20 protein-coding genes are annotated in these 24,806 nt (G+C 70.3%); 18 read left to right on the top strand and 2 right to left on the bottom strand.

All coding sequences use genetic code 11. From position 1 onward, the window contains the following. The first annotated feature begins 47 nt into the window (after positions 1-47). From FIF60_RS12360 to FIF60_RS12315, 10 genes are read left to right on the top strand one after another with little or no spacing between them, the layout of a single operon-like run. Positions 48-1,757 (top strand): ABC transporter substrate-binding protein, encoded by a 1,710-nt coding sequence (locus FIF60_RS12360; protein ID WP_158639188.1) that lies wholly within the window; start codon positions 48-50, stop codon positions 1,755-1,757. After that, a complete protein-coding gene (locus FIF60_RS12355) occupies positions 1,757-2,734 on the top strand; it encodes an ABC transporter permease (RefSeq protein ID WP_144186392.1) in 978 nt (325 codons plus the stop codon). Before FIF60_RS12360 ends, FIF60_RS12355 begins: the two co-directional genes overlap by 1 nt. After that, positions 2,727-3,620, top strand: coding sequence for an ABC transporter permease (locus tag FIF60_RS12350; RefSeq protein WP_204251182.1), 894 nt, complete (start codon positions 2,727-2,729; stop codon positions 3,618-3,620). Before FIF60_RS12355 ends, FIF60_RS12350 begins: the two co-directional genes overlap by 8 nt. Beyond that, entirely contained in the window at positions 3,620-4,621 is a 1,002-nt protein-coding gene (locus tag FIF60_RS12345; protein ID WP_144186390.1) for an ABC transporter ATP-binding protein, read from the top strand. The genes FIF60_RS12350 and FIF60_RS12345 overlap by 1 nt, the downstream gene beginning before the upstream one ends. After that, positions 4,618-5,586, top strand: coding sequence for an ABC transporter ATP-binding protein (locus tag FIF60_RS12340; RefSeq protein WP_144186389.1), 969 nt, complete (start codon positions 4,618-4,620; stop codon positions 5,584-5,586). Before FIF60_RS12345 ends, FIF60_RS12340 begins: the two co-directional genes overlap by 4 nt. Continuing rightward, the gene (locus FIF60_RS12335; protein ID WP_144186388.1) at positions 5,583-6,845 is read left to right on the top strand and encodes a M20/M25/M40 family metallo-hydrolase; all 1,263 of its coding nucleotides are present in this window, start codon (positions 5,583-5,585) and stop codon (positions 6,843-6,845) included. Before FIF60_RS12340 ends, FIF60_RS12335 begins: the two co-directional genes overlap by 4 nt. Next, positions 6,842-8,101 (top strand): M20/M25/M40 family metallo-hydrolase, encoded by a 1,260-nt coding sequence (locus FIF60_RS12330; protein ID WP_144186387.1) that lies wholly within the window; start codon positions 6,842-6,844, stop codon positions 8,099-8,101. The genes FIF60_RS12335 and FIF60_RS12330 overlap by 4 nt, the downstream gene beginning before the upstream one ends. After that, a complete protein-coding gene (locus FIF60_RS12325; RefSeq protein ID WP_239451605.1) occupies positions 8,098-9,366 on the top strand; it encodes a M20/M25/M40 family metallo-hydrolase in 1,269 nt (422 codons plus the stop codon). The genes FIF60_RS12330 and FIF60_RS12325 overlap by 4 nt, the downstream gene beginning before the upstream one ends. 5 nt (positions 9,367-9,371) lie before the next feature. Further along, the gene (locus FIF60_RS12320; protein WP_144186386.1) at positions 9,372-10,637 is read left to right on the top strand and encodes a M20/M25/M40 family metallo-hydrolase; all 1,266 of its coding nucleotides are present in this window, start codon (positions 9,372-9,374) and stop codon (positions 10,635-10,637) included. Next, positions 10,634-11,899 carry a M20/M25/M40 family metallo-hydrolase gene (locus tag FIF60_RS12315; protein WP_239451604.1) on the top strand — a complete coding sequence of 422 codons (1,266 nt, stop codon included), beginning with the start codon at positions 10,634-10,636 and terminating at the stop codon, positions 11,897-11,899. The genes FIF60_RS12320 and FIF60_RS12315 overlap by 4 nt, the downstream gene beginning before the upstream one ends. Here FIF60_RS12315 and FIF60_RS12310 read toward each other — a convergent pair. Beyond that, positions 11,896-12,417, bottom strand: coding sequence for a MarR family winged helix-turn-helix transcriptional regulator (locus FIF60_RS12310; RefSeq protein ID WP_144186385.1), 522 nt, complete (start codon positions 12,415-12,417; stop codon positions 11,896-11,898). The genes FIF60_RS12315 and FIF60_RS12310 overlap by 4 nt on opposite strands. 78 nt (positions 12,418-12,495) lie before the next feature. Here FIF60_RS12310 and FIF60_RS12305 point away from each other — a divergent pair, with 78 nt between their 5' ends. From FIF60_RS12305 to FIF60_RS12290, 4 genes are read left to right on the top strand one after another with little or no spacing between them, the layout of a single operon-like run. Next, on the top strand, positions 12,496-13,392 hold the full coding sequence (locus FIF60_RS12305) for an EamA family transporter (RefSeq protein WP_144186384.1): 897 nt from the start codon (positions 12,496-12,498) through the stop codon (positions 13,390-13,392). Positions 13,393-13,449: 57 nt separating this feature from the next. Further along, positions 13,450-14,640, top strand: a complete 1,191-nt coding sequence (locus FIF60_RS12300; protein WP_144186383.1) for an efflux RND transporter periplasmic adaptor subunit — start codon at positions 13,450-13,452, stop codon at positions 14,638-14,640. Positions 14,641-14,645: 5 nt separating this feature from the next. Further along, positions 14,646-17,798, top strand: a complete 3,153-nt coding sequence (locus FIF60_RS12295; protein ID WP_144186382.1) for an efflux RND transporter permease subunit — start codon at positions 14,646-14,648, stop codon at positions 17,796-17,798. A gap of 10 nt (positions 17,799-17,808) precedes the next feature. After that, entirely contained in the window at positions 17,809-18,465 is a 657-nt protein-coding gene (locus FIF60_RS12290) for a TetR/AcrR family transcriptional regulator (protein ID WP_158639187.1), read from the top strand. Between the two features lie 2 nt (positions 18,466-18,467). Here the strand turns inward: FIF60_RS12290 and ggt are convergent, their stop codons facing one another. Then, complete coding sequence (gene ggt / locus FIF60_RS12285) at positions 18,468-20,153, bottom strand: gamma-glutamyltransferase (RefSeq protein ID WP_144186380.1); 1,686 nt, start codon at positions 20,151-20,153, stop codon at positions 18,468-18,470. Positions 20,154-20,333: 180 nt separating this feature from the next. On the opposite strand from ggt, the gene FIF60_RS12280 reads away from it, so the two are divergent. The 4 genes from FIF60_RS12280 to FIF60_RS12265 all read left to right on the top strand — a co-directional run. Further along, positions 20,334-21,044 (top strand): response regulator, encoded by a 711-nt coding sequence (locus tag FIF60_RS12280; protein ID WP_144186379.1) that lies wholly within the window; start codon positions 20,334-20,336, stop codon positions 21,042-21,044. Next, positions 21,025-22,923 carry a hybrid sensor histidine kinase/response regulator gene (locus tag FIF60_RS12275; protein WP_144186378.1) on the top strand — a complete coding sequence of 633 codons (1,899 nt, stop codon included), beginning with the start codon at positions 21,025-21,027 and terminating at the stop codon, positions 22,921-22,923. The genes FIF60_RS12280 and FIF60_RS12275 overlap by 20 nt, the downstream gene beginning before the upstream one ends. A 62-nt stretch (positions 22,924-22,985) precedes the next feature. Next, positions 22,986-23,654, top strand: coding sequence for an FtsZ-binding protein FzlA (gene fzlA, locus FIF60_RS12270; protein WP_144186377.1), 669 nt, complete (start codon positions 22,986-22,988; stop codon positions 23,652-23,654). 49 nt (positions 23,655-23,703) lie between these two features. Further along, on the top strand, positions 23,704-24,806 hold a 1,103-nt coding region (locus tag FIF60_RS12265; protein WP_144186376.1), incomplete at its 3' end, for a caspase family protein.

Genomic DNA, 24,806 nt, shown 5'->3' with positions numbered 1-24,806 from the left:
GTGCGAACTCGAACCGGTAGCGCACTCAACGCTCCATGGAGGCTCCGATGGGAAGCAGGAATGAATCCGGGCGTCCGGCAACGCGTGACCTTCGGGCACGGCGCCGCGAAGTACTGAAGTTTCTCGGCGCGTTCGGCCTCACTGCGCCGTCCGCCGCGCTGGTTTCGGCGATCGACGGCGCGCTGCAGTCGGCCTCCGCCCAGGCCGCCGCAGGCCAGCCCGTTCCTCGGCTTGGCGTATACCTGCCGAACTGGCCCGACCAGGTCGAGCTCTGGCGCCAGCTGTCGCGCGAGTGGCAGCCGCTCGGCATCGAGCTCGACCTGCAGCAGGGCACGCTCGACACCTTCGTGTCGCAGATCGTTGCCGAGCAGAAGCTGCCGCACATGGGCAGCATGTCCTGGGGTGGGGCACCGGACAGGCTCGACCCGGACTATTTCCTCTCCGAGATGTTCCACAGCCGCAGGACGGCGCGGGGCGGGCTGAACTTCGGTTTCTACCGCAACGAGGCGTTCGACCGGCTGGCCGACGCCCAGCGTTCCGAGATGGACCCTGCCAAGCGTCAGCAGCTCGTGCGCGAGGCGCAGACGCACATCGTCGAGGACAGCCCTTCGATCGTCCTGTTCCACCGCGACATCATCCATGCCTACAACAAGCGGCGGTTCTCCGGCGTCAAGCCGATCCTCGGCAACGGCATCGGGTTCCCCTACATGCCGCTCTCGTACATGGACATCACGCCGCTGACGCCGCGGAAATTCATGCGGCTGACCTCGATCTACGACATCGCATCGTTGAATCCGTTCCTGACGCCCGAGATCTACAACTCGACGACCCTGCGCCTTATCTATGCGACCTTCACGACCCGCGACGAGAAGGCCGATGTGATGCCCTGGGCGCTCGAGCGCTGGAACATCGTCAACCCGACCACGGTCGACATCACGCTGCGCGGCAACACGAAGTTCCACGACGGCAGGCCGGCCACCGCGCAGGATGTGAAGTTCACCTTCGACTTCATCAACAAGCACCGCTTCCCCGCGCTCTCGCGCATCTACGAGACGGTCGAGAGCGCCGAGATCACCGGCGACCTCACCGTGCGGCTGAAGCTGCGCACGGCGTCCGCTCCGTTCACGGCGAACGTGCTCGGCTACGCCTTCCTTGCGCCCAAGCACATCTGGGAGGCGGTGCCGTCGAACCTCGCGACGCCGGCTGACTGGCCGAACGACAAGCCGATCGGCAGCGGGCCGTGGAAGTATGTCGAGTGGCGCAAGGGCGAGTACCTCCAGCTCGCCGCGAACCAGGACTTCTTCATGAAGCCGAAGCTCGAGGGCATGGTCGTGCTTCCCGTGCCGCAGATGGAAAGCATGGTCGGCATGCTCGAGCGCGGCGATTCCGACATGCTTGGCTGGAACCTCGACATGACGCTCGGCGAGCGCATCAGCCGAAACCCCGAGCTCGAGGTGGTGCGCACGCCCACGCACGGCCAGCACGAGGTTCGCCTGAACCTCGGCATGGCGCCGACGGACAACAAGGCCTTCCGCCGCGCGCTTCAGCACGTGACAGACCGGAAGAAGCTGCTCGACATCATCTTCTCCGGTGCCGGCGTCGTCTCGAACGGCGCGCCGATCACGCCAGCGCTCGAGAACTGGGCGAACCCGGCGATCAGCGCGCCGGAAGTGTCGGTCGACAAAGCGCGTGCGGTCCTGCGTGATGCGGGCTTCACCTGGAATGCCCAGGGGCGTCTCGTGATGCCGTCTGCCTGATGGCATTCTGGCTGTTCGCGGCACGGCGTGCGGCGCACACCGCCGTCACGCTCGTGCTGCTCCTGCTGTTCATGTACGTGCTGTTCAGGCTCGTGCCTGGCGATCCGACCACGATCATGCTGGGTACGGGCGAACTGCCTCTCGAGGCGCAGCAGAGGCTGCGTGAGCTCTGGGGCCTCGACAGGCCGCAATGGCAGCAATTCGTCACCTATGCAGGCAACCTGCTGACCGGTGATCTCGGCATGTCGTTCTACTTCCGGCGGCCCGTGCTCGAGATCGTCTGGCCGATGCTCTTGAACACGCTGGTGCTGATGACGCCGGTGGTCGTGATCTCGATCGTGCTCGGCGTCACGCTCGGCACCTGGCTCGGCTGGCGGCGGGGGGAGCGCATCGAGGAGATCGGCGCGATTCTGGCGCTGATCCCCCGCGCGCTGCCGGTGTTCTGGATCGGCATCGTCCTGCTCGCGCTGTTCGCCTACGAGCTCCGCTGGTTCCCGATCGGCGGCATGCGCCAGGCGTTCTTCTTTCCCGAGACCTGGTACCAGGAGCTGCCCTTCTTCGACATCGCGCGCCATCTCGTGCTGCCTGTCGCAGCCGGGGTGCTCACCTCGATGGCCGATCCGCTGATGATCCAGCGCACCGCGCTGATCGAGGTGAAGCATGAGGATTTCATGGTCCATGCGCGCGCCCGGGGCCTGAGCGAGGGTGCGCAGCGGCGGCTTGCGCGGCGGAATGCCTTCCTGCCCGTGCTGACGTATTCGGCGATCATGGTGGGCTTCGCCTTCGGCGGGCAGGTCCTGCTCGAGGTGGTGTTCAACTGGCCCGGCATGGGGCGGTTGATGGTGAACTCCGTCAGCCAGCGCGACTATCCGGTCGCGCAGGCGACGTTCTTCTTCATGGCCGCGGCCGTCGTGACGTTGAACCTGCTCGTCGATCTCGCCTATGGCTGGCTCGACCCGAGGATCAGGCATGAGTGACGCGGTGCTTGCCTCCGCCCGCCCCTCGCGGGCGCGCGAGGCCTGGCGGGCGGCGCTGCTGCCCTTCGCCTCGTGGTCGGGCGGGTTCGCGGCCTGCGTCCTCGTGCTTGTCGTCACGGTGGCGATCTTCGCGCCGTGGCTCTCGCCCTATGATCCGCTCGTGAATCATTTCGATGCGGCAGGTCAGCTGCGGCGCCTCGAGCCGCCGTCTGGGACGCATCTCCTGGGCACCACGTATTACGGGCTCGACGTGCTGTCGCAGCTCATCCATGGCACGCGCATCGTGCTCATCGTCGGCATTACCTGCGCTGTGCTGATCGCGCTGATCGGGACGAATATCGGCCTGATGGCGGGGTACTACGGCGGGCGCATCGACACGATCCTGATGCGCGCGACGGATCTCGCCTTCGGCATTCCCTTCATTCCCTTCGCCGTCGTGCTCGTCGCGCTGCTCGGCCCGTCCCTCTGGAACACGATCATCGCCATCAGCTTCCTGATGTGGCGCAGCACGGCGCGGGTGATCCGCTCGCAGGTGCTCAGCCTGCGCGAGAGGGGGTTCGTGAAGGCAGCGCGCATCGCCGGCGCCTCCGACATGCGCATCCTCTACGTGCACATCTTCCCCAACGTCCTGCCGATGGCGCTGCTCTACGTCGCCTTCGACATTGCGTGGGCCGTTCTCGCCGAGGCCTCGATCAGCTTCCTCGGCTTCGGCGATCCGCATCAGACGAGCTGGGGGCAGATGCTCTACCTCGCCTACGTTTCGGGCTCGATCCGCCAGGCGTGGTGGTGGACCGTGCCGCCCGGTGCCGCGCTTTCGCTGTTCGTCATCGCCGTGTTCCTGGTCGGCCGGGAGTACGAGCGGCTCGCCAATCCGAGGCTGCGCTGATGCTCGCGCTCGACGACGTCTCGATCGTCTACACGACGCGGAGCGGACCGGTGCAGGCCGTCTCGGGCGTGACGCTGTCGCTGCCGCCTGGCGGGTCGCTCGGGCTCGTCGGCGAATCCGGCTGCGGCAAGAGCACGCTCGCTCTCGCGGCACTCGCGCTGCTGCCGGCAGAGGCTCGGCTTGCCGGCGGTGCGGTCCGGCTCGACGGGCAGGACCTTGCCGCGCTCCCGGAGGCAGAGCTTCGCAAGCTTCGCTGGACGCGCATGGCCTATGTGCCGCAGAGCGCGCAGAACGCGCTCGTGCCGGTGCATTCGCTTCGCCGGCAGTTCCGTGACACGGCCGCAGCGCACGGCATGCGGTCTGCCGAGGCGGATGAGCGGGCCGCTGCGCTGCTGCGCCGCGTGGAGCTCGACGCCGCCGTGCTCGACCGGTTTCCGCACGAGCTTTCGGGCGGCATGCGCCAGCGGGCGATGATCGCCCTGGCGCTCCTGTTCGGCCCGTCGCTCCTCGTGGCGGACGAGCCGACCACGGGGCTGGATGTGATCGTCCAGCGCCAGGTCATCGACCTGCTGCGCGACCTGCGCGGCGAGGATGGGCTCGCCCTGCTCTTCATCAGCCACGACATCGGCGTCGTAGCCGAGCTCTGCAGCCATGTCGCGGTTCTCTATGCCGGCAAGGTGATGGAAAGCGGCCCGACCGCGACCGTGTTCTCGGAGCCCGACCATCCCTACACGATGGGCCTGCAGCGCGCCTTCCCCGACATACGCCACCCGGAACGGTCGATCGTCTCCATCGCCGGCCATCCGCCCCGGCTGTCGTCGCCGCCGAAGGGCTGTCCCTTCGCGCCCCGTTGCCCGTTCGTGCAGCCCGTGTGCCGGGACACCACGCCGCCGCTCGTCGCCGTGTCGGATGCCCGCGCCGTCGCCTGTCATTTCGTCGATGAGGCCGCGGCGCTGCGCGAGCGGGCGCGGGACCCCGCGCTCTGGGATGAGGCCGCATGAGCGGCGCCGTCTTAGTCACCGATGCGAGGAAGACCTTCGTTGCCTCGCGCAGGCTGTTCGGCGGGGGAACCCCCGTGCATGCCGTCGACGGCGTGTCGTTCTCTATCGCGCCGGGTCGCGTTCTCGGCATCGCGGGGGAGAGCGGCAGCGGCAAGTCCACGCTTGCGAATCTTCTCGTCGGCCTCGAGTTGCCGAGCGGAGGCGAGATCGCCATCGGCGGCAGGCCGCTCGGCCGCAAGCCGAATGCCGATTTCCGCCGCAGCGTGCAGATGGTGTTCCAGGACCCGTTCGGCTCCATCAACCCGCGCTTCACCGTCGGCCGCACGGTGGAGGAGCCGCTGTTGATCCATGGCCTCGGCTCGGAGGCGGAGCGTCATGCGCGAGCGATCGCCGCGCTCGAGGAGGCCGAGCTGCGTCCCGGCGCGGCGTTCATGGAACGCTTCCCGCACGAGCTCTCCGGCGGTCAGCGGCAGCGAGTCGCGATCGCGCGCGCGATTGTTCTCCGACCGCGGCTGCTGGTGGCCGACGAGCCGGTCTCGATGCTCGACGTCTCGGTGCGCGCCGGCATCCTCCGGCTGCTCAATCGCCTCGTCCACGAAAGCGAGATGGCGATGGTGTTTATCACCCACGACCTCTCGATCGTCGCCTCGGTGTGTGACGAGCTCGCGGTGATGTATCGCGGACGCTTCGTCGAGCATGGCCCAGTGCGCGCCGTGCTGCAGAAGCCGCGGCACCCCTATACGCGCGCGCTCATCGCCGCGGTGCCGGTGCCGGACCCGACGGTTCCGCCCACGCCGCTGCCGGCGAAGCTGATGTCCGGCGGCGCGCCTGTCGCGGGCGGCTGCCGTTTCGCGCCCCGCTGTGGCTCCGCGATCGCCGCCTGCGAAACGGTCGACCCTGTGCTCGAGGAAGCCCAACCGGGGCACCGCGTTGCCTGCATCCGCCACAGGGAGATCGCGCAATGACCGTCGCCGAGGAGCGCGCAAAGCTCCTCCACTGGATCGAGGCGGAGACGCCGAGCCTCGTCGATTTCCTCTCGCGCTTCACGCGCGCGGCGAGCCCGAACCCTCCGGGCGACACGCGCGAGGCAACGGGCGTCCTCACCGGGTGGCTTGATGCCGCGGGCTTGCCCTACCGGCTGATCGCGCCGCTGCCCGAGGCGCCGAACCTCGTGGCGCGCCTCGAGGGCGGGCGCCGCGGCAAGCACCTCGTGCTGAACGGGCACATCGACGTGTTCCCCTGCGACGATGCGCATCGCTGGACGCATGCGCCGTGGGGCGGGGAGGTGACGGCCGGCCGCGTCTATGGCCGCGGCGTCTCCGACATGAAGAACGGCACGGCGGCGCTGCTCTTCGCCCACACTTGGCTCGCCCGGCTTGCCGACACGCTTCCCGGCACGCTGACGCTGACGGCGGTTTCGGACGAGGAGACCGGCGGGACCTGGGGCGCGCAGTACCTCGTCGACAACCACCCCGAAGTGCTGGGCGACTGCCTGCTGAACGCGGAGCCTGGCGCGCCGACGACGATCCGCTTCGGGGAGAAGGGCATCCTACGCCTGAGGATTGCCGTGCGCACGCCTGGCTGCCACGGCGCCTACACCCACAAGAGCCCGAGTGCGACGCGCATTGCCGCGCGCCTCGTGCGCGAGCTCGAGGCGATCACCGACCTCCCTGTGTCGATGGAGCCGGAGGTGGCGCGGGCCCTCGAGGAGGGTGCAGGCGAGATGGACAGGATCCACCTTCCCGGCGCGGCGGCGGTGATGCGCCGCTTCTCGCTCAATCTCGGCGTGGTGCGGGGCGGCGCGAAGGTGAACATGCTGCCTGGCGCGTGCGACCTCGAGTTCGACATCCGCATCCCGCCCGGGGAGCGCATCGCGACGGTGCTTGCCGAAGTCGAGCGGATCATCGGCCGCTTCCCGGAAGCCTCGCTCGAGATCACCGGCCTGAGCGAGCCCACCTGGTCGAGCCCGAACCATCCGATGGTCAGCGCGCTTGCCGCCGCCTGCGACGAGAGCTGCGGGTTCCGCCCGCGTGCCATCGCCTCGCTTGCGGCGACCGATGCGCGCAAGTGGCGCGGCAAGGGCGTACCCGCCTTCACCTACGGCACGACCGCGACCAACGTTGCGATGCCTGACGAGCATACCGACATCGCCGAATGGATCGGTGTGGTGAAGACGCTCACCCTCGCGGCGCATTCCTGGCTGCATGCGGAGGCAGCACGATGACGCCGCTCCGCGACGCGCTTCTCGCCCGCATCGCCGGCGACGAGGCGGCCCTTGTCGGCCTGCTCGGCGATCTCGTGCGTGCCGCCTCGCCCAACCCGCCGGGCGACACGCGCGCGGCGGCGGCCGTGCTCACCGACTGGCTCTCGCGGCACGACGTACCGTTCCGCGTCGTCGGGCCAGACCCTCTGATGCCGAACATCCTCGCAAGCTTCGAGGGGGCGCGGCCCGGCCCGCATCTCGTGCTGAACGGCCACATCGACACCTTCCCGACCGTCGGCGCCCATCGCTGGACGCAGGATCCGCTTGGCGGCGCCGTTGTCGATGGCCGGCTCTACGGCACGGGCTCGAGCGACATGAAGCAGGGCACGGCGTCGATGGTCGCGCTGTTCTGCTGGCTGTACGGGATGCGCGACCGCCTTGCCGGCCGGCTCACGCTCACCGCCGTGTCGGACGAGGAGACGTTCGGGCCGAACGGCGCCCGCTACCTCGTCGAGCACCATGCCGAGGAGGTGCTCGGCGATTGCCTGCTGAACGCAGAGCCGGGCGCGCCGACGACCGTGCGCTTCGCCGAGAAATCCCCCCTCTGGCTCGGCATCGATGTCCAGACGATGGGCTGCCACGGCGCCTATACGCACAAGAGCCCGAGCGCGACCAAGATCGCCGCGACGATCATCGAGGAGCTCGCCGCGCTCGAGGAGACGGATGTGCCGCTTCCGCCAGCGGTGGCCGAAGCGATCGCCGCGGGTGCAGCGGAGATCGACCGCGTGCACCTTGCCGGTGCGGCGCGCACCATGGGGGCGGTCACGCTCAACATCGGCACCTGGCAGGGCGGCGTGCTGGTCAACATGCTTCCCGGCCATTGCGCGATCGAGGCGGATATCCGCATCCCGTGGGGCATCGACCCGGATGCGATCGTCGAGCGCGCGCGCGGCATCGTCTCGCGGCACGAGGGCGCGACGCTGCGGGTGCTCTCGAAACAGTCGCCCCGCTGGTCCGACCCAGCGCACCCGATGGTCGGCCACATCCAGCGCAATGCCGAGGCGGTCGCGGGATGGTCGGTCCGCCCGATTCCGAGCCTTGCGGGCACCGATTCCAGGCTCTGGCGCGAGCGCGGCGTCCCTGCCTTCACCTACGGCACGACGGCGACGAACGTCGCCATGCCGGACGAGAACACTGACGTCGCGGAGTGGATGAAGGTTGTGCGCATCCACGCCCTCTCCGCGCTCGACTACCTCACGAAGGAGACCGACCGGTGACATCGCTGGAGGCGACGCTGCTTGCCGAGATCGACGCGGCACGGGACGAGCTGATCGCATTCTTCCAGGGCTTCACGCGCATCGCCACACCGAACCCGCCGGGTGAGACGCGCGAGGCGGCGTCCTTCCTGGGCGCCTTCCTCGATGCGCGCGGGCTTCCCTACCAGGTGATCGCGCCGGTTCCGGAATGGCCGAACATCGTCGCCGATCACCGCTTCGACAGGCCGGGCAGGCACCTCGTGCTGAACGGCCATATCGACGTGTTTCCCGCCGGCGACCCGGCGCGTTGGCGCCATGGATCGCCATGGTCCGGCGCGATCGACGATGGCCGGCTCTATGGCCGCGGCACCGCCGACATGAAATGCGGCACATCCGCCTCCTTCATCGCGTACGCGCTTCTCGCCAGGCACCGCGACAGGCTGAAGGGCCGGCTGACGCTGACGGCGGTGTCGGACGAGGAGACGGGCGGGCGCTGGGGAACGGGCTATCTCTTTGCCAACCACCCGGATCTCGTGATGGGTGATTGCTGTCTCAACGGCGAACCCTCCTCCGCCTATACGGTGCGCTACGGCGAGAAGGCGCCGCTCTGGCTCGTCTTCACTGCCCGCGCGCGCGGCGCGCACGGTGCCTATGTGCATCTTTCCGAAAGTGCCACGAAGATCGCCACCGCGCTGATCGACCGCCTCGAGGCCGTGACGGCGATCAAGCCCGAGATGCCGGACAAGGTTGCGCGCAACCTCGCCGACCCGAGCGTGCGCCAGGCGCTCGAGACCGGGCTTGGCGCAGGCGCGGCGGATACGGTTGCTGCGGTGACGCTGAACATCGGCATGGTCGAGGGCGGGCTCAAGACGAACATGATCCCCTCCGAATGCCGGGTGGAGGCCGACATCCGGCTTCCCGTCGGCGTGCCCAAGGCGAGGGTGTGGGCGATGGTGCGTGAGATCATGCAGGACTTCCCGACCGTAACGGTAGAGGAACAGTCCCTCCCCGAGGAGGAGGGGGCGAACTGGTGCGATCCCGAGGGCGAGATGCTGCGCATCATCCAGGACCGCGCCACCCGCATCGCCGGCATCACGCCCGCGCCCGTCATCACGTTGGCCGCCACCGATGCGCGGTTCTGGAGGAATGCAGGCGTGCCCGCCTACATCTACGGCTGCGCCTTCGATCTCGTCGGCACCTACGACGAATCGGTCGCGCTCGAGGAGTTCCTCAACGTCGTGCGGGTGCACACGCTCTCCGCGGCAGCCTATCTGGGCGGGGAGTGACGGCGATGGACACGCTTTCCCGTGACCTGCTGGCCAGCCTCGAGGCGGAGCAGGAGGCGTCGATCGCCTTCCTGCAGGCCCTGTTGCGTGCGCCGTCGCCAAACCCGCCGGGCGACACGCGCGCCGCAGCGGCGCTGCTGATCGAGGCGCTGACGAAGGCTGGCCTCGAGCCGAAGCTGTTCTCGCCGCAACCGGAGATGCCGAACATCGTCGCCCATTTCGATGGCGCGAGGCCGGGGCGGCATCTCGTGCTGAACGGGCATATCGACGTGTTCCCGGTGGCGGCGCACGAATGGTCGCGCGATCCCTGGGGCGGGGAGATCGCCGAGGGGCGCATCTACGGCCGCGGCGCGTGCGACATGAAGGGCGGGCTCGCCTCGCTCCTGCTCGCCTTCCTGCATCTCCATCGGCACCGCGACAAACTCGCCGGGCGGGTGACGTTCACGGCCGTGTCGGACGAGGAGACCTTCGGCCCCTGGGGCGCACGCTGGATGTTCGAACACCAGCGCGAACTGATGATGGGCGACTGTCTTCTCTCAGGCGAGCCCTCCTCGCCGCAATGCGTCCGCTTCGGCGAGAAGTCTCCCTACTGGGTCGCGATCACCGTGCGCACCAAGGGCGGCCACGGCGCCTATACGCACTCCTCGGCATCGGCGACGAAGATCGCCGCGCGCATAGCGACCGCGCTCGAGGAGGTGAGGGGGCTCGAGGTCCGCGCGCCGGACAATGTCGTTGCGATGTTTCGCGACCCCGCCATCGCGCGGCAGATCGACGAGGGTTGCGGCGCAGGCCATGCGGCGGTGATTCCCGAGATCACGCTCAACATTGGCCGGATGAGTGGCGGACTCAAAATGAACGTGCTTCCCTCGGAATGCAGGATCGAGGCGGATGTGCGTCTGCCGATCGGCCTCTCGCGCGAGGCGGTGCGCGCAGAGGTCGCGCGCATCGTGGCGCGGTTCCCGGAAGCCACGCTCGAGGAGATCTCGCCGCCCGAGGACGTGCCCAACTGGTCCGACCCCGATGGCGAGATGATGGGAATCCTCCGCCGCACGGTGCAGGAGCTCGGCCGGCCTGCGCCCGTGCCTGTCATCACGCTTGGCGGAACCGATACGCGCCTGTGGCGATACCACGGGGTGCCGGCCTACGTGTACGGGCCCTCACCCGCGAGCATGGGCGCGGCGGACGAGAACATCGCGCTCGATGACTTCCTGCACATCCTGCGCACGCACACGCTCGCCGCAGCACGCTACCTCACCAACGGAAAGGCATGACCATGGGCGCGCGCGAGACGCTTCTCTCCTGGATCGAGCAGGACCGCGACAGGATCATCGGCTTCGTCCAGGGCTTCGCGCGCATCGACACCTCGAACCCGCCTGGTGACACGCGGGCGGGTGCGGCGCATGTCGCGAACTTCCTCGAGCAGGAGGGCCTCGCGTTCCGCACCGTCGCGCCGAAGGAGGACAACCCGAACCTCGTCGCCACCGTCTCGGGTGCGGCGCCGAAGCGCCACCTCGTCCTGAACGGCCATATCGACGTGTTCCCGATCGGCGACCGCTCGCGCTGGACGCGGGACCCGCTCGGCGGGGAGCTCGCCGATGGCAGGGTGTGGGGGCGCGGAACGGTGGACATGAAGGCGGGCACCACCGCCTCGATCTTCACCTATCTCTACCTTTCCCGGCTGATCGGCGAGACCGCCGGCAAGCTCACGCTCACCGTCGTGTCGGATGAGGAGACGGGCGGGCGCTGGGGGGCCGACTACCTCACCGCGGAGATGGGCGAGGAGGTGCTAGGCGATTGCGTGCTGAACGCCGAGCCGTCCTCGCCGCACACGGTGCGCTTCGGCGAGAAATGCATGTTCTGGCTGAAGCTGAAGGTCCGCACCAAGGGTGGGCACGGCGCCTATCCGCATCTGTCCGCGAGTGCGACGCGCATTGCTGCCTCGGTGATCGAGGCGCTGGCCGAGGTCGAGACCGTACGCGCACGGATGCCCGAGCATGTGGTCAAGCTGCTCGCCCAGCCTGACGTGATCGCGGCGTATGACCGCGGCCTCGGCAAAGGCGCGGCCGACGTGGCGCAGCGCGTGACGCTGAACATCGGCACGCTGTCAGGCGGCGTACTCGTCAACATGCTGCCTGGCGAGTGCGACATCGGCGTCGACATACGCCTTCCGCCGGGCATCACCTCCGCCGAGATGCTCGAGACGGTCAAGCGCATCACCGCGCGGTTCCCCGAGGTGAGCATCGAGCTGCCGCCGCGCATGCCGGTCGACCCCACGCTGTCGGACCCGAACCACCCGATGCTGGGCATCCTGCAGGACACGGCGGAGGAGCTGATGGGCGCGCGCCCCGCGGCGGTGATCTCGCTCGGCGGAACCGATTGCCGCTTCTGGCGGCGACGCGGCGTGCCTGCCTTCGTGTACGGCCCCTCGCCCGAAGGCATGGGCGGCATCGACGAGGGCGTGCGCGTCGACGAGGTGCTGCACGTTCTCCGCACCCACACGCTCTCGGCCTGGCGCTGGCTGAGCGGCTCCTAGAGCCGTTTCGTCCGTGCCGTGGGGGCCTCCGTCGGTCCCTCCAGCGCGCCCAGCCACGTCCTGAGCAGCGATGACAGAGTGGCACGCTCCGTCTTCGGCAGGGCGCGCATGAGCTCGGCCTGGCAGGCGACATAGTCCTCGAGCGCTGCGTCGATCAGCGCCCGGCCGCGCGGCGAGAGAAGTACGATCACGCTTCGCTGGTCATCGGGGTTCGGCTGGCGCTCAACGAGCCCCTGCGCCTCGAGCTGGTCGATCCTGTGCGTCGTCGTGCCGGAGGTGACCATCATTGCCGCCATGAGCGCCGACGGCGACAGCCCGTCTCGCGGCGCGGAGCGGCGGAGGGTCGCGAGCACATCGAAGCTCGCGAAGCTGAGCCCGTGCCGCGCGAGCGTGCCCTCGAGCGCGCGCATCAGGTGACGCGACAGGCGGAGTACGCGCCCGATCGGCCCCATCGGCCCGACGTCGAGCCCGGGGCGCTCGCGGGCCCATTGCGCGAGGATCTCGTCGACGCGGTCCATCCGGCCCGTTTCACATCCGGATATCTTGACGTCAAGGTAAATCGGATTATCTTGACGTCAAGATATCCCGGAGTTCGCATGACCCGCCTCGCCGATCTCGCCCTGACAGCGCTCGCACCGCTGGTCTGGGGCAGCACCTACATCGTGACGACAGAGCTTCTCCCCGGCTGGCACCCCCTGATGGTGGCGATGCTGCGCGCCCTGCCGGCCGGGATCCTCCTGCTTCTGATCGTCGGAAGGCTGCCCAAGGGCGTCTGGCGAGGCCGCGCCTTCGTCCTCGGCGCGCTGAACTTCTCGATCTTCTGGGCGCTTCTCTTCGTTGCCGCCTACCGGCTGCCCGGCGGCGTGGCCGCGACGGTCGGCGCGATCCAGCCGCTGATCGTCCTGCTGCTCTCGCGCCTGCTTCTCGGCACGCCCATCCTGGCTGTCTCGGTCATCTGCGCGGTCGCCGGGATGGCCGGGGTCGCGCTGATGGTGCTCGACCCGGCGGCGGGGCTCGACACGATCGGCATCCTCGCGGCGCTCGGCAGCGCGGTCTCGATGGCCTTCGGCACGGTGCTGACGCGGAAATGGCAGCCCGATGTGCCGGCGCTCACCGTCACGGCCTGGCAGCTCGCCGCAGGCGGCATCCTCCTGCTTCCGGCCGCGCTGCTTCTCGCGCCTGTGCCATCGGCGGTCGGCCTGGGCAACCTCGCGGCCCTTCTCTGGCTTGGCCTTGCCGGCGCGGCGCTGACCTACCTTGTCTGGTTCCGCGGCATCGCGAGGCTGGGCCCGACCATCGTCGCCCCGCTCGGCCTGCTCAGCCCCGCCAGCGCCATCGTGCTCGGCTGGGCCGGGCTCGGCCAGGCGCTGAGCCCGCTGCAGATCGCCGGCATAGCGCTGGTCGTGGGGAGCATCCTCGCGGGCGAGGCGGCGCATCGGAGCGCGTCAGGAGCGGACGAGGCCTCACGCGTTCGACACCGCCCGGCGCGTTGACAAGCGCGATTGCCGCCCCCATTCATCAGGAAACCGGAAAGTTTTCATAGGTCCAGCATGCACCCGCATTACCAGCGCGGCGCCACACGGCGCCGGCTCGCCGCAGCCTTTGCCCTCCCGGCGCTGCTTGCCCTTGCCGCCTGCGACGAGCCCGTAACGCCCGGCGCGGCGCGCGCCCAGGGCAGCGCCCCGCCGCCGGCGGTGACGGTCCTCACCATCGAGCGCCGCGAGGTGCCGATCACCTCGACGCTGCCCGGCCGCACCTCGCCCTACAGGGTGGCGGAGGTGCGCCCGCAGGTGGGCGGCGTGCTGCGTGAGCGGCTGTTCGCCGAAGGCGAGGAGGTCAAGGCCGGCCAGCCCCTGTTCCAGATCGAGCCCGCCGCCTTCGAGGCGGAGGTCCGCCGCGCCGAGGCGGCGCTCGCCCGTGCGGAGGCCACGGCGCGGGCGGCCACCAGCACGGTGGCGCGCTACCGCACGCTCGCCCGCGTCCAGGCGGTGAGCGAGCAGAACCTCGAGAATGCCGAGGCCGCCATGCGCCAGGGGGAGGCGGACGTGATCTCCGCCCGCGCCGCGCTCGAGACGGCGCGGATCGACCTTGCCTATACCCGCGTCACCTCGCCGATCGACGGCCGCACCGGCCGCGCCTCGGTGACACCCGGCGCGCTCGTCACCGCGAGCCAGGCGAACGCGCTCGTCACCGTCACGCAGCTCGACCCGATCTATGTCGACGTGACGCAGCCCGCCTCGGCGCTCCTGCAGCAGCGGCGCGACGTCGAGACCGGCGCGCTACGGCGCGATTCGGCCGCCGATGCGCCTGCGACGCTGATCCTCGAGGACGGCTCGCGCTACGCCCACCAGGGCCGGATCCAGTTCTCCGAGGTGATCGTCGACCAGGGCACGGGCTCGGTCACGCTGCGCGCGGTGTTCCCGAACCCCGATCAGCTCCTGCTTCCCGGCATGTTCGTCCGCGCGGAAGTCGAGGAGGGCGTGACCGACCAGACGCTTCTCGTGCCCCAGCGCGCCGTGCAGCGCACGCCGCGCGGCGAGCCGATGGCCTTCGTGGTGAACGGCGAGGGCGTGGTCGAGCAGCGCATCCTGCGCGCCGGCCGCGCCATCGGCACCGACTGGCTGGTGACAGAGGGCATCGCGCCGGGCGATCGCGTCGTCATCGAAGGGCTGCAGCGCATCCGCCCCGGGCTTCGCGTGACCGTGACCGAGGCGCCCGCCCGCGTCGCGTCGGCTAGGTAGCGACGGTGGCACGCTTCTTCATCGACAGGCCGGTCTTCGCCTGGGTGATCGCGATCGGCCTGATGCTCGCCGGCGCGCTCGCACTGCGCGGGCTTCCCGTCGCGCAATATCCCGCCATCGCGCCGCCAGCGATCCAGATCACCGTCACCTACCCCGGCGCCTCGGCAGAGACGGTGCAGAGCACGGTCGTGCAGGTGATCGAGCAGCAGCTCTCCGGCATCGACAACCTGCTCTACTTCACCTCGAACACCTCGAAGGACGGCACGGCGCAGATCCAGCTCACCTTCGCGCAGGGCACGAACCCGGACACGGCGCAGGTGCAGGTGCAGAACAAGGTGCAGCTCGCCGTGCCGCGCCTGCCGCTGACCGTGCAGCAGCAGGGCATCCGCGTTGCCAAGTCTGCCGGCACCTTCCTCCTCGTCGTCGGCTTCGTCTCGACGGACGGGCGGCTCTCGAACTTCGACATCGCCGACTTCGTCGCCACCGCCGTGCAGGACCCGATCAGCCGCACCCCTGGCGTTGGCGACTACCAGGTCTTCGGCGCGCAGTATGCGATGCGCATCTGGCTCGACCCGGCGAAGCTCGTGAACTACGGGCTGACGCCGGGCGACGTGGCGACTGCCATCCGTGCGCAGAACGTCCAGGTCTCGAGCGGCGAGATGGGCGCGCTTCCCGCCGTTCCGGGCCAGCAGCTCAATGCAACGATCATCGGCCCCTCCTATCTCCGCACGCCGGAGGAGTTCGGCTCGATCCTTCTCCGCGTACGGCAGGACGGCGCGCAGGTTCGGCTGCGCGACGTCGCGCGCGTCGAGATCGGCGCGGAGAACTACGCGATCCGTTCGCTGTTCAACGGCCAGCCCGCCTCGGGCATCGGCATCCGGCTCGCGAGCGGCGCGAACGCGCTGGAGACGGCCGCGAACGTTCGCGAGACGATCGAGCGGCTCCGCCCGAACTTCCCCGCCGGCGTCGAGGTCGTCTACCCCTACGACACCACGCCCTTCGTGCGGCTCTCGATCACCAGCGTGTTCTACACGCTGGTCGAGGCGGTGGTGCTCGTCTTCCTGGTGATGTTCCTGTTCCTGCAGAACTGGCGTGCCACGCTGATCCCGACGCTTGCGATTCCCGTCGTCCTGCTCGCAACCTTCGCCGTGCTCGCCGCCGCGGGCTTCACCATCAACACGCTCACCATGTTCGGCCTCGTGCTCGCGATCGGCCTGCTCGTCGACGACGCGATCGTCGTCGTCGAGAATGTCGAGCGCGTGATGGCGGAGGAGCATCTCTCTCCGCTCGAGGCGACGCGGAAGTCGATGGACCAGATCACCGGTGCGCTGATCGGCATCGGCCTCGTCCTGTCTGCGGTGTTCCTGCCGATGGCGTTCTTCGGCGGCTCGACGGGCGTCATCTACCGCCAGTTCTCGATCACCATCGCAACCGCCATGACCTTCTCGGTTCTGGTGGCGATCTTCTTCACGCCGGTGCTCTGCGTGACGCTCCTGCGCCCGCACAAGCCCGGGCAGGGCAAGCGTGGCATCTTCGGCTGGTTCAACCGCGGCTTCGAGCGGCTGACGCGCGGCTATGTCGGCAGCGTGGGCTGGAGCGTGCGCAGACCCGCACGGCTCATGGCGATCTATGTCGCGCTGCTCGCAGCACTCGGCCTCGCCTTCCTGCGGCTTCCCGGCGGCTTCCTGCCGAATGAGGACCAGGGCACCGCCTTCGTCCAGGTGATCGCCCCGCCGGGCGCGACCTCCGACCGGACGCAGCGCGCGCTGGATGAGCTCAGCCGCTACCTCCGCGAGGAGGAGGGCACGGTGGTGCGCTCGGCCTTCACCATCAACGGCTTCAGCTTCAGCGGCCGCGGCCAGAACGCAGGCCTCGCCTTCATCAGCCTGAACGACTGGAAGGACAGGCCGGGTCCGGAGAACTCGGTGCACGCGCTCACCCAGCGCATCACCGCGCGGTTCGCGTCCTACAAGGATGCGATCGTCGTCGCCTTCGCCCCGCCAGCGATCAGCGAGCTCGGCAACGCCACGGGCTTCACCTTCCAGCTTCTCGACCGGGCCGGCCTCAGCCACGAGGCGCTGATGGCCGCACGCAACCAGCTTCTCGGCCTGGCCGGGCAGAGCCAGGTGCTCGCCGGCGTCCGCCCGAACGGGCTGAACGACGAGGCGCAGTTCCGCCTGGTGGTGGACTGGGAGCGCGCGAGCGCTCTCGGGCTCTCCGTGTCGGACGTGAACCAGACGCTGTCGACCGCCTGGGGCGCGACCTACGTGAACGACTTCATGGATCGTGGGCGGATCAAGCGTGTCTACATGCAGGGCGACGCGCCGTCGCGCATGCTGCCGGGAGACCTCGACCGCTGGTTCGTGCGCAACGCCTCGGGGCAGATGGTGCCGTTCACCGCCTTCGGCCGAGCGGAATGGGTCTACGGCTCGCCGCGGCTCGAGCGGTTCAACGGCATCGCCTCGCGCGAGATCCAGGGCAACCCCGCGCCCGGCTTCACGACAGGCCAGGCGATGGCGGAGATGGAGCGCCTCGCGGCCCAGTTGCCGCCAGGCTTCGGCTTCGAGTGGAGCGGCATCTCCTACGAGGAGCGCCAGTCCTCCGGCCAGGCGCCTGCGCTCTACGCCCTGTCGCTTCTCGTGGTGTTCCTATGCCTCGCCGCGCTCTACGAGAGCTGGTCGATCCCCACGGCGGTGATGCTGGTCGTGCCGCTCGGCATCCTCGGCGCGGTGCTCGCAAGCCTGCTGCGCGGCATGTCGAACGACGTCTACTTCCAGGTCGGGCTGCTGACCACCATCGGGCTCTCGTCGAAAAACGCGATCCTGATCGTCGAGTTCGCCCGCGAGGGATACGACCGCGGACTGTCGCTCGTCGAGGCCGTGCTCGAGGCGGCGCGTCAGAGGCTTCGGCCGATCATCATGACCTCGCTCGCCTTCAGCCTCGGCGTCGTGCCTCTCGCGATCGCGACGGGCGCGGGCTCGGGTGCGCAGAACGCGATCGGCACGGGCGTCATCGGCGGTGTCGTCACCGGTACGGTTCTCGCGGTGCTGTTCGTTCCGGTCTTCTTCCTTCTCGTGCTGAAGCTGTTCGGCACGAGGCGCGCGGGAGAGGCGAGGGCGGGCGATGCCGCCCCGCCCGTGCCGGCGGCGGGCGAGTAGGGGCGGAAGGATGACCGAGACCGCAACCGCGGAGCGGAGCACGGAGGCCTGCCGCAGGCCCGGCCGTCAGCCCATGCCGGAGGCGGAACGCTGCCGCCTGCTGACCGAGGCCGCCGAGACGGTGTTCCTCCGCGACGGCTATCTCGCCGCGAGCATGGATGACGTCGCGCGCTGCGCGGGCATGTCGAAGCGCACGCTCTACCAGCACTACCCGTCGAAGGCAGCGCTGTTCGAGGCGACGATCGAGGCCATGCTCGCACCGCTCTCCTTCGACACCGAGCTCGAGCGCGAGCCCGATCTTGCCCGCGCCCTTGTCGGCATCGTCGAGGCAGCGGGCCGGCATCTCCTCGCGCTTCGCCAGCACGCGCTGTTCCGCCTTGTGATCTCGGAAGTGCCGCGCTCGCCCGAGCTCGCCGAGGCGTTCCATCGCGCGACCTTCGGCCGCGGGGCGAGCGCGCTCGAACGCCGGCTCGCGGGAGAGATCCGCGCCGGCCGGCTGAGGATCGCCGATGCGCGCGAGGCGGCGAACATGCTGTTCGGCATGAGCTTCGGCGCGACGCACATCCAGGCGCTGCTCGGCCTGCGCGCCTTGCCGGACGAGAGCGAGATCGCCCGGCTGTCCCAGGCCGCCGTGTCCGTATTCCTGCGCGGCGCGCTCGTGCGCTGAGCTCAGTCGCCGAGCGCGACACCCTCGCGGCGCCTGTCGGCCCCGCCGAGCCACCCGCCGCCGCCGCGCAGGATCGCCTGCAGCCCGCTCGTCATCTCGCGCACCGCCACCGTGTGGCCGCGCGCCTCGAGCGCGGCGCGAAGCGCTTCCGCATGCGTTCCGGCCTCGAGCTCGGTCGCGCCGCCGACCGTTCCGACATGGCCGAGGTCGATCGCCGCCTGCGGGTCGAGCCGCCAGTCGAGCAGCGCGACGAGCGCCTGCGCGACATAGGAGATGATCCGCGCCCCGCCGGGCGAGCCGACGACGGCGACGAGCGCACCCGCCTCGTCGAACACGAGGCTCGGCGACATCGAGCTGCGCGGACGCTTGCCCGGCTCGACGCGGTTTGCCACGGCGCGGCCGCCGATCTCCGGACGGAACGAGAAATCGGTGAGCTGGTTGTTCAGCAGGAACCCCGCCGCCATCACCCGCGCACCGAACGCGTCCTCCACCGTCGTCGTCATCGAGACGGCGTTGCCCGCGGCATCGACGATGGACACGTGGCTCGTGCCGTGCTCGGAAACCTGCGCATCCGGCGCGCGGCCTGCCCCCTCGCGCCAGGGCGGGTTGCCTGCGCGAGGCGCCATCGTCGCCCGGTCACGGTCGATCCCCTGCGCGCGCACGGTGAGGTAGCCGGGATCGAGAAGCCCGCGTACGGGAACGCGAACGACGTCGCTGTCGGCGAGGTAGAGGTTGCGGTCTGCGAAGGCCAGCCGCGAGGCCTCGGCGAGCAGGTGCCCCGCCTCTTCCCCGCGCGGGTCGAGCGAGGCGAGATCGAAATGGCCGAGCAGCCCGAGGATCTGCCCGACCGCGACTCCGCCGGAGGAGGGCGGCCCCATGCCGCAGATGCGCCAGACGCGATAGACGGTGCAGACGGGGTCGCGCCGGAGCGCGCGATAGCCGGCGAGGTCCTCCGCCGCCATGCCGCCTGGGTTCCACGCCGCGCCGCGCACGGCTGCGACAATCGCCTCGGCGATCGGCCCGCGCGCCAGAGCGTCCGAACGGTCGCGCGCGATGGCCCCGAGCGTCCTGGCATAGGCCTCGTTCCGCACGACATGCCCGGCGGGAAGCGGCGACCCGTCGGGGAGGAAGAAATAGGCGCGCGCGGGGGGGTCGCGCGACAGGCGCTCACGATCCGCGGCGATCGCTGCTGCGAGCCGTGGCGAGACGGCGAAGCCGTCGCGGGCGAGCGCGATCGCGTCGCCGAACAGCTCCTCCCAGGGCAGCATCCCGTGCGCGCGATGCACCTCGTCGAGCACCGCGACGGCGCCGGGAACGCCGACAGCGCGGCCGCCCACGGCAGCCTCGTGGAAGCCCATCGGCGTGCCATCCGCGCGCAGGAACAGCTCGCCGGTTGCAGAGGCTGGTGCGGTCTCGCGGCCGTCCCAGGCCGAGACCTCGCGCGCGCGTTCGGACCAGTGAAGGATGAACGCGCCGCCGCCGATGCCCGAGGATTGCGGCTCGACGAGGCCGAGCACCGCCTGTACCGCCACCGCGGCGTCGATCGCCCCGCCGCCACGGCGGAGCACGGCGAGCCCGGCCTCCGCCGCGAGCGGATGTGCGGCGGCGACCATCTGGCGGGTCGCTGTCGCAGGCTCCCGCGCTGCGGCGGGCAAGACGAGGAGGAGCAGGACGAGCAGAAGGCGCATCGGGCGATGCTGCGCCCCGGGGCGGCCTCATGCCAAGCCTGCCGGCGATACGTTCGATACCTGCCTGGGCATGGCGCGACATGCGCCTGTCATGCGGCGTGCCCATCCTGCGGCGCTTCCGCACCGTTTCCGGCGAGGTCCGATTTGAAAACCCAGGGTTCCCACGCTAGAGCTTCCGCCATGGGTGAGGGGGCGCGCCTGATCGTCTGCGACGATGAGCCTGGCCTGCGCGAGATGCTCGAGGAGTATCTCGGGCAGTCGGGCTTCACCGTTGCCTGCGCCGCGGACGGCGCGGCCCTGCGCGCGTTGGCTCCCCGCTTCCGCCCTGACCTGACCGTGCTCGACATCAACATGCCCGGGGAGAACGGCCTGTCCCTCGCGCGCTGGTTGCGCGAGGAGGAGCTTGGCGCCGTGCTGATGCTCACGGCCAATTCCGACACGATCGACCGCATCGTCGGGCTAGAGCTCGGGGCGGACGACTATCTCGGCAAGCCGTTCGAGCTGCGCGAGCTGCGCGCGCGCATCGCCACCGTGCTTCGCCGGACGATGGCGCGGCCGCCTGCGAAGGGCCCGGCGCCTGCGCGGCTCCGCCTTGGCCGGTTCGTGTTCGACATCGAGGCGCGGCGCCTCGCCGACGATGCGGGGGCCACCGTGTCGCTGACACCGATGGAGCTCGACGTACTCGCCGTGCTTGCCGCCGCCGCTGGCAAGGCGCTCAGCCGCGACGAGATCATGCAGCGCGCGCATGGAAGGCGCTGGGAGCCGGAGGACCGTTCGCTCGACCTCCGAATTGCGCGGCTTCGGCGGAAGATCGAGCGCGACGCGGCGGATCCGCGGCTGATCCGCACCGTGCGCAACGAAGGCTACATGCTTGTGCCCGACGCGGAGTGAGCACCCCGCCGCGCCGCCTCTGCCGCTCGACGGCGCGGCGCGGCGTCTTCTCGATGCGCTGCCGCTGCGGGCTGCGCTGATGGACCGCACGCGCCGCGTCGTCTACGCGAACCGTGCGCTCACCGGCTTCGCCGGCCTGCCGCGACGCGGCTATCGCGGCTGGACCGAGCAGCAGCTGGTCGGCGATGCGCTCTGGCGGCAGTCGCGCCACCTCGCCGCCGCAGCGCTCGCTGGCCGCCCCGCACGCTGGGAGGGCAGGGTGCCGAGCCGCCGGCACGGCCCGCGCCATGTCGTGCGCCACTACGTTCCCGCCCGCGCCCGCGGCGGGCGAATCCTGGGCTACTGGATCTTCGTCCTCGACGTCACCGACCGTGTCGAGACCGAGCGGCGTGCGGATGCGACCGAGCGGCTGCGCGCGGCCATCGTCGACGGCGCGCTCGACTGCGTGATCGCGATCGACGAGGAGGGCCTGGTGCGGGAGTGGAACCCCGCCGCCGAAGCGACCTTCGGCATCGCCCGCGCTTCGATGATCGGCAAGCCGCTCGGCGACGTGATCGTTCCGGAACGGCACAGGCAGGCCCATGCCAGCGGCTTCGCCCGCTACCTCGCCGGCGGCGCGCCGCGCATCCTCGGCCGGCGCGTCGAGATCGAGGCGCTGCGTGCGAACGGCGAGGAGTTCCCCTGCGAGCTTGCGGTGAGCGAGGTGCGGCTCGCATCGGGGCGTATCTTCGTCGCCTCGCTGCGCGACCTCACATCGGTGCGCGCGGCGGAGGCCGAGCTCGCGCGCCAGCGCGCCTCCCTCGTCCAGGCAGAGAGGATGAGCGCGATGGGCAGCCTTCTCGCGGGCGTCGCGCACGAGCTCAACAATCCTTTGTCCATCGTCATCGGCCAGGCGGCGATGCTTGCGGAGGCGACGGAGGGTAGCCCGCATGCCGCGCGCGCTGCCAAGGTTCAGGATGCGGCGGACCGCTGCGCCCGGATCGTGCGCACCTTCCTCGCCATGGCGCGGCAGAAGCCGCCCCGGCGCGAACCGGTCTCGGCCGAGGCGATCGCCCGCGCGGCGATCGAGCTGCTCGCCTACGGGCTCCGGTCCGACGGGATCGAGGTGACGCTCGATGCCGACCCAGCGACGCCGTCTCTCTCGGCGGACCAGGACCAGCTTCACCAGGTTCTCGCCAACCTCCTGACGAACGCGCAGGCCGCTCTGCGCGGCCGCGACGGGCCGAGGCGCATCGCCGTGACCGTCTGCCCAGAGGGCGCGGATGTGCGCATTGCCGTGTCGGACAATGGCCCCGGCGTAGCGGCCGCGATCGCCGAGCGCGTGTTCGAGCCCTTCTTCACGACCAAGCCCGTCGGGCAGGGGACGGGGATCGGCCTTGCCGTCTGCCGCAGCATCGCGATCGCCCATGGCGGCGGGATCGCGCTCGAGAGTCCGCCCGAGGGCGGGGCGCGTTTCGTTCTTCGGCTTCCTGGCTCGCCCCTCGCGGTGGCGGAGCCGGAAGCGCAGCCCCAGCCCGCCCGTCTTCGCGGACGCGTGCTCGTGGTCGACGACGAGCCGGGCATCGCCGAGGTCGTGTGCGACATCCTCCGCACCGATGGCTGGGAGACGGCCGTGGCGCATGACGGCAACGCCGCCATCGCCACCCTCGCCGCCGAGCGCTTCGACGCGGTGCTGAGCGACGTGCGCATGCCCGGGCAGGATGGGATCGCCGTGTTCCACTGGATCGCCGCGCACCGCCCGGGGCTTGCCGGCCGCGTCGTGCTGATGAGCGGCGACGTGATGGGCTCGGCCCCGCTCGCCTTGCCGGAGGCGGCGCGGCTCGTGGAGAAGCCGTTCGAGCCGGCGGAACTCCGCCGTGTCATGGCATCGCTGACGTGAGCACAGGGCGCGGCGCGGCGGGGTAGCGGCTGGGGAAGTTGCGTGCCATAAGCCCGGCTCCGATGCGGCTTCTGTATCATCTTCCGCTCTCGCCCTACTCGCGCAAGGTGCGGCTCGCGCTCGCCGAGAAGGGGCTCGACTTCGAGCTCAAGCTCGAGAAGGTGTGGGAGCGCCGCCCCGAATTCCTGGCTATGAACCCGGCCGCGCAGGTGCCTGTCCTTGTCGAGGACAGCGGGCTCGCCATCCCCGACAGCGGCGCGATCTGCGAGTATCTCGACGAGGCCTATCCCAACACACCGCTGCTCGGGCGGACGCTCGCGGAACGCGTGGAGTGCCGACGCCTCGTCGCCTGGTTCGACGGCAAGTTCGCCCGCGAGGTGGACGACAACCTCCTCTTCGAGAAGCTGATGCGACGGCTGCTCGGCCGCGGCGAGCCCGAGGCGGCGGCGATCCGCGCGGGCTTCGTCAACCTGCGCCATCACCTGGCGTATCTCGGCTGGCTCGCCGAGCACAGGAAGTGGCTCGCGGGCGACACGCTCAGCCTCGCTGACCTGACGGCGGCGGCGCATCTCTCGGCGCTCGACTTCCTCGGCGATGTCGACTGGTCGATCAACCCGGCGGCGAAGGAATGGTACGCGCGGGTGAAATCCCGCCCCTCCTTCCGCGCCCTCCTGGCTGACCGCGTGGGCGGCATGACGCCGCCCGCGCACTACGCCAATCTCGACTTCTGAGGCGCCGTCCCGGTTGACATCGCGCGGCGGCGTGGCGCGATCATGCGCCATGCGACGTTTCGTCCTCGCCCTGGTTCTCGCGCTTGTCGCGGCACTTCCCGCCTCCGCGCAGCGCGTCGCGCTCGTGATCGGCAACGGCGCCTATGTCGAGGCGCCCGCCCTCGCCAACCCCGGCTCCGACGCGCGCGGCATGGCCGCTGCGCTGAACCGTCTTGGCTTCGCGACCGACCTCCTCCTCGACGCCGACCGCACGACGATGGAGGCAGCCATCCGCCGCTTCGGAGAGGCGGCGGTGGGCGCCGAGGCGGCGCTCGTCTACTACGCCGGCCATGCCGTTGAGGTGGCGGGGCGAAACCACCTCATCCCCGTCTCGGCACGCATCAGGAGCGACCGCGACCTGCCCTTCGAGACGGTCGATTTCGATGCCGTGATGACGCAGCTCGAGGGACGGGCGCGGGTGATCCTGGTGTTCCTCGATGCCTGCCGCGACAATCCGTTCCGGCAGCGGCTCACGGCGGGCGGCACGCGCGGCGTCGCCGCGCCCGGGCTCGCCCCGGTGCGGGGCCCCGTCGGCACGCTCGTCGCCTTCGCCACCGCACCTGGGCAGGTGGCGCAGGACGGGTACGGCGCGAACTCCCCCTTCACCGCGGCGATCCTGCAGCACATCGAGACGCCAGGGCTCGAGGTTCGCCCGATGCTGGGGCGGGTGCGGCAGTCTGTGCGCGAGGCGACGGGCGGCGGCCAGGTTCCGTGGGAGAACTCCTCGCTCGAGGGCGAGTTCTTCTTCCGGCCCGGCCCGGCGCAGCAGCGCATCGCCGCCGCGCCCGCGCCAGAGCAGGTGCCGATCGCGCAAGGCGTGTCGCGTTCCGGCCAGAGCCCCGACGGCGCCACGGAGCGGCTGTTCTGGGAGAGCGTGAAGGACAGCCGCAGCCCGGATGAGCTGCAGGCCTATCTTCGCCGCTACCCCGATGGCGTGTTCGCCGACCTCGCGCGCACGCGGATCGCGGCGCTCTCCCCGCCGCAGCAACCGCCGCCGGCTCCGGCTGTCGTGGTGGCGCGCCCCACACCTGCACCGCAGGCAGCACCCGCCCCTCTCCCGGCCCCGCCGCCCTCTCCGCCTGCGCCGCCGCCGGCGAGCGCCGCCGCGCCTCC

The organism is Elioraea rosea, assembly GCF_007644105.1.
In the GTDB taxonomy this organism is placed as follows: domain Bacteria; phylum Pseudomonadota; class Alphaproteobacteria; order Acetobacterales; family Acetobacteraceae; genus Elioraea_A; species Elioraea_A rosea.
Note: the sequence above shows the minus strand (reverse complement) of the source record. Positions and strands in the feature narration are given on the sequence as shown.

Coding starts and splice junctions, on each gene's coding strand:
- FIF60_RS12350 (WP_204251182.1), top strand. CDS start 2,727: ATGAGTGACGCGGTGCTTGCCTCCGCCCGCCCCTCGCGGGCGCGCGAG.
- FIF60_RS12330 (WP_144186387.1), top strand. CDS start 6,842: ATGACGCCGCTCCGCGACGCGCTTCTCGCCCGCATCGCCGGCGACGAG.
- FIF60_RS12300 (WP_144186383.1), top strand. CDS start 13,450: ATGCACCCGCATTACCAGCGCGGCGCCACACGGCGCCGGCTCGCCGCA.
- FIF60_RS12315 (WP_239451604.1), top strand. CDS start 10,634: ATGACCATGGGCGCGCGCGAGACGCTTCTCTCCTGGATCGAGCAGGAC.
- FIF60_RS12305 (WP_144186384.1), top strand. CDS start 12,496: ATGACCCGCCTCGCCGATCTCGCCCTGACAGCGCTCGCACCGCTGGTC.
- FIF60_RS12355 (WP_144186392.1), top strand. CDS start 1,757: ATGGCATTCTGGCTGTTCGCGGCACGGCGTGCGGCGCACACCGCCGTC.
- FIF60_RS12360 (WP_158639188.1), top strand. CDS start 48: ATGGGAAGCAGGAATGAATCCGGGCGTCCGGCAACGCGTGACCTTCGG.
- FIF60_RS12280 (WP_144186379.1), top strand. CDS start 20,334: ATGGGTGAGGGGGCGCGCCTGATCGTCTGCGACGATGAGCCTGGCCTG.
- FIF60_RS12290 (WP_158639187.1), top strand. CDS start 17,809: ATGACCGAGACCGCAACCGCGGAGCGGAGCACGGAGGCCTGCCGCAGG.
- FIF60_RS12335 (WP_144186388.1), top strand. CDS start 5,583: ATGACCGTCGCCGAGGAGCGCGCAAAGCTCCTCCACTGGATCGAGGCG.
- FIF60_RS12340 (WP_144186389.1), top strand. CDS start 4,618: ATGAGCGGCGCCGTCTTAGTCACCGATGCGAGGAAGACCTTCGTTGCC.
- FIF60_RS12310 (WP_144186385.1), bottom strand. CDS start 12,417: ATGGACCGCGTCGACGAGATCCTCGCGCAATGGGCCCGCGAGCGCCCC.
- FIF60_RS12320 (WP_144186386.1), top strand. CDS start 9,372: ATGGACACGCTTTCCCGTGACCTGCTGGCCAGCCTCGAGGCGGAGCAG.
- FIF60_RS12345 (WP_144186390.1), top strand. CDS start 3,620: ATGCTCGCGCTCGACGACGTCTCGATCGTCTACACGACGCGGAGCGGA.
- ggt (WP_144186380.1), bottom strand. CDS start 20,153: ATGCGCCTTCTGCTCGTCCTGCTCCTCCTCGTCTTGCCCGCCGCAGCG.
- fzlA (WP_144186377.1), top strand. CDS start 22,986: ATGCGGCTTCTGTATCATCTTCCGCTCTCGCCCTACTCGCGCAAGGTG.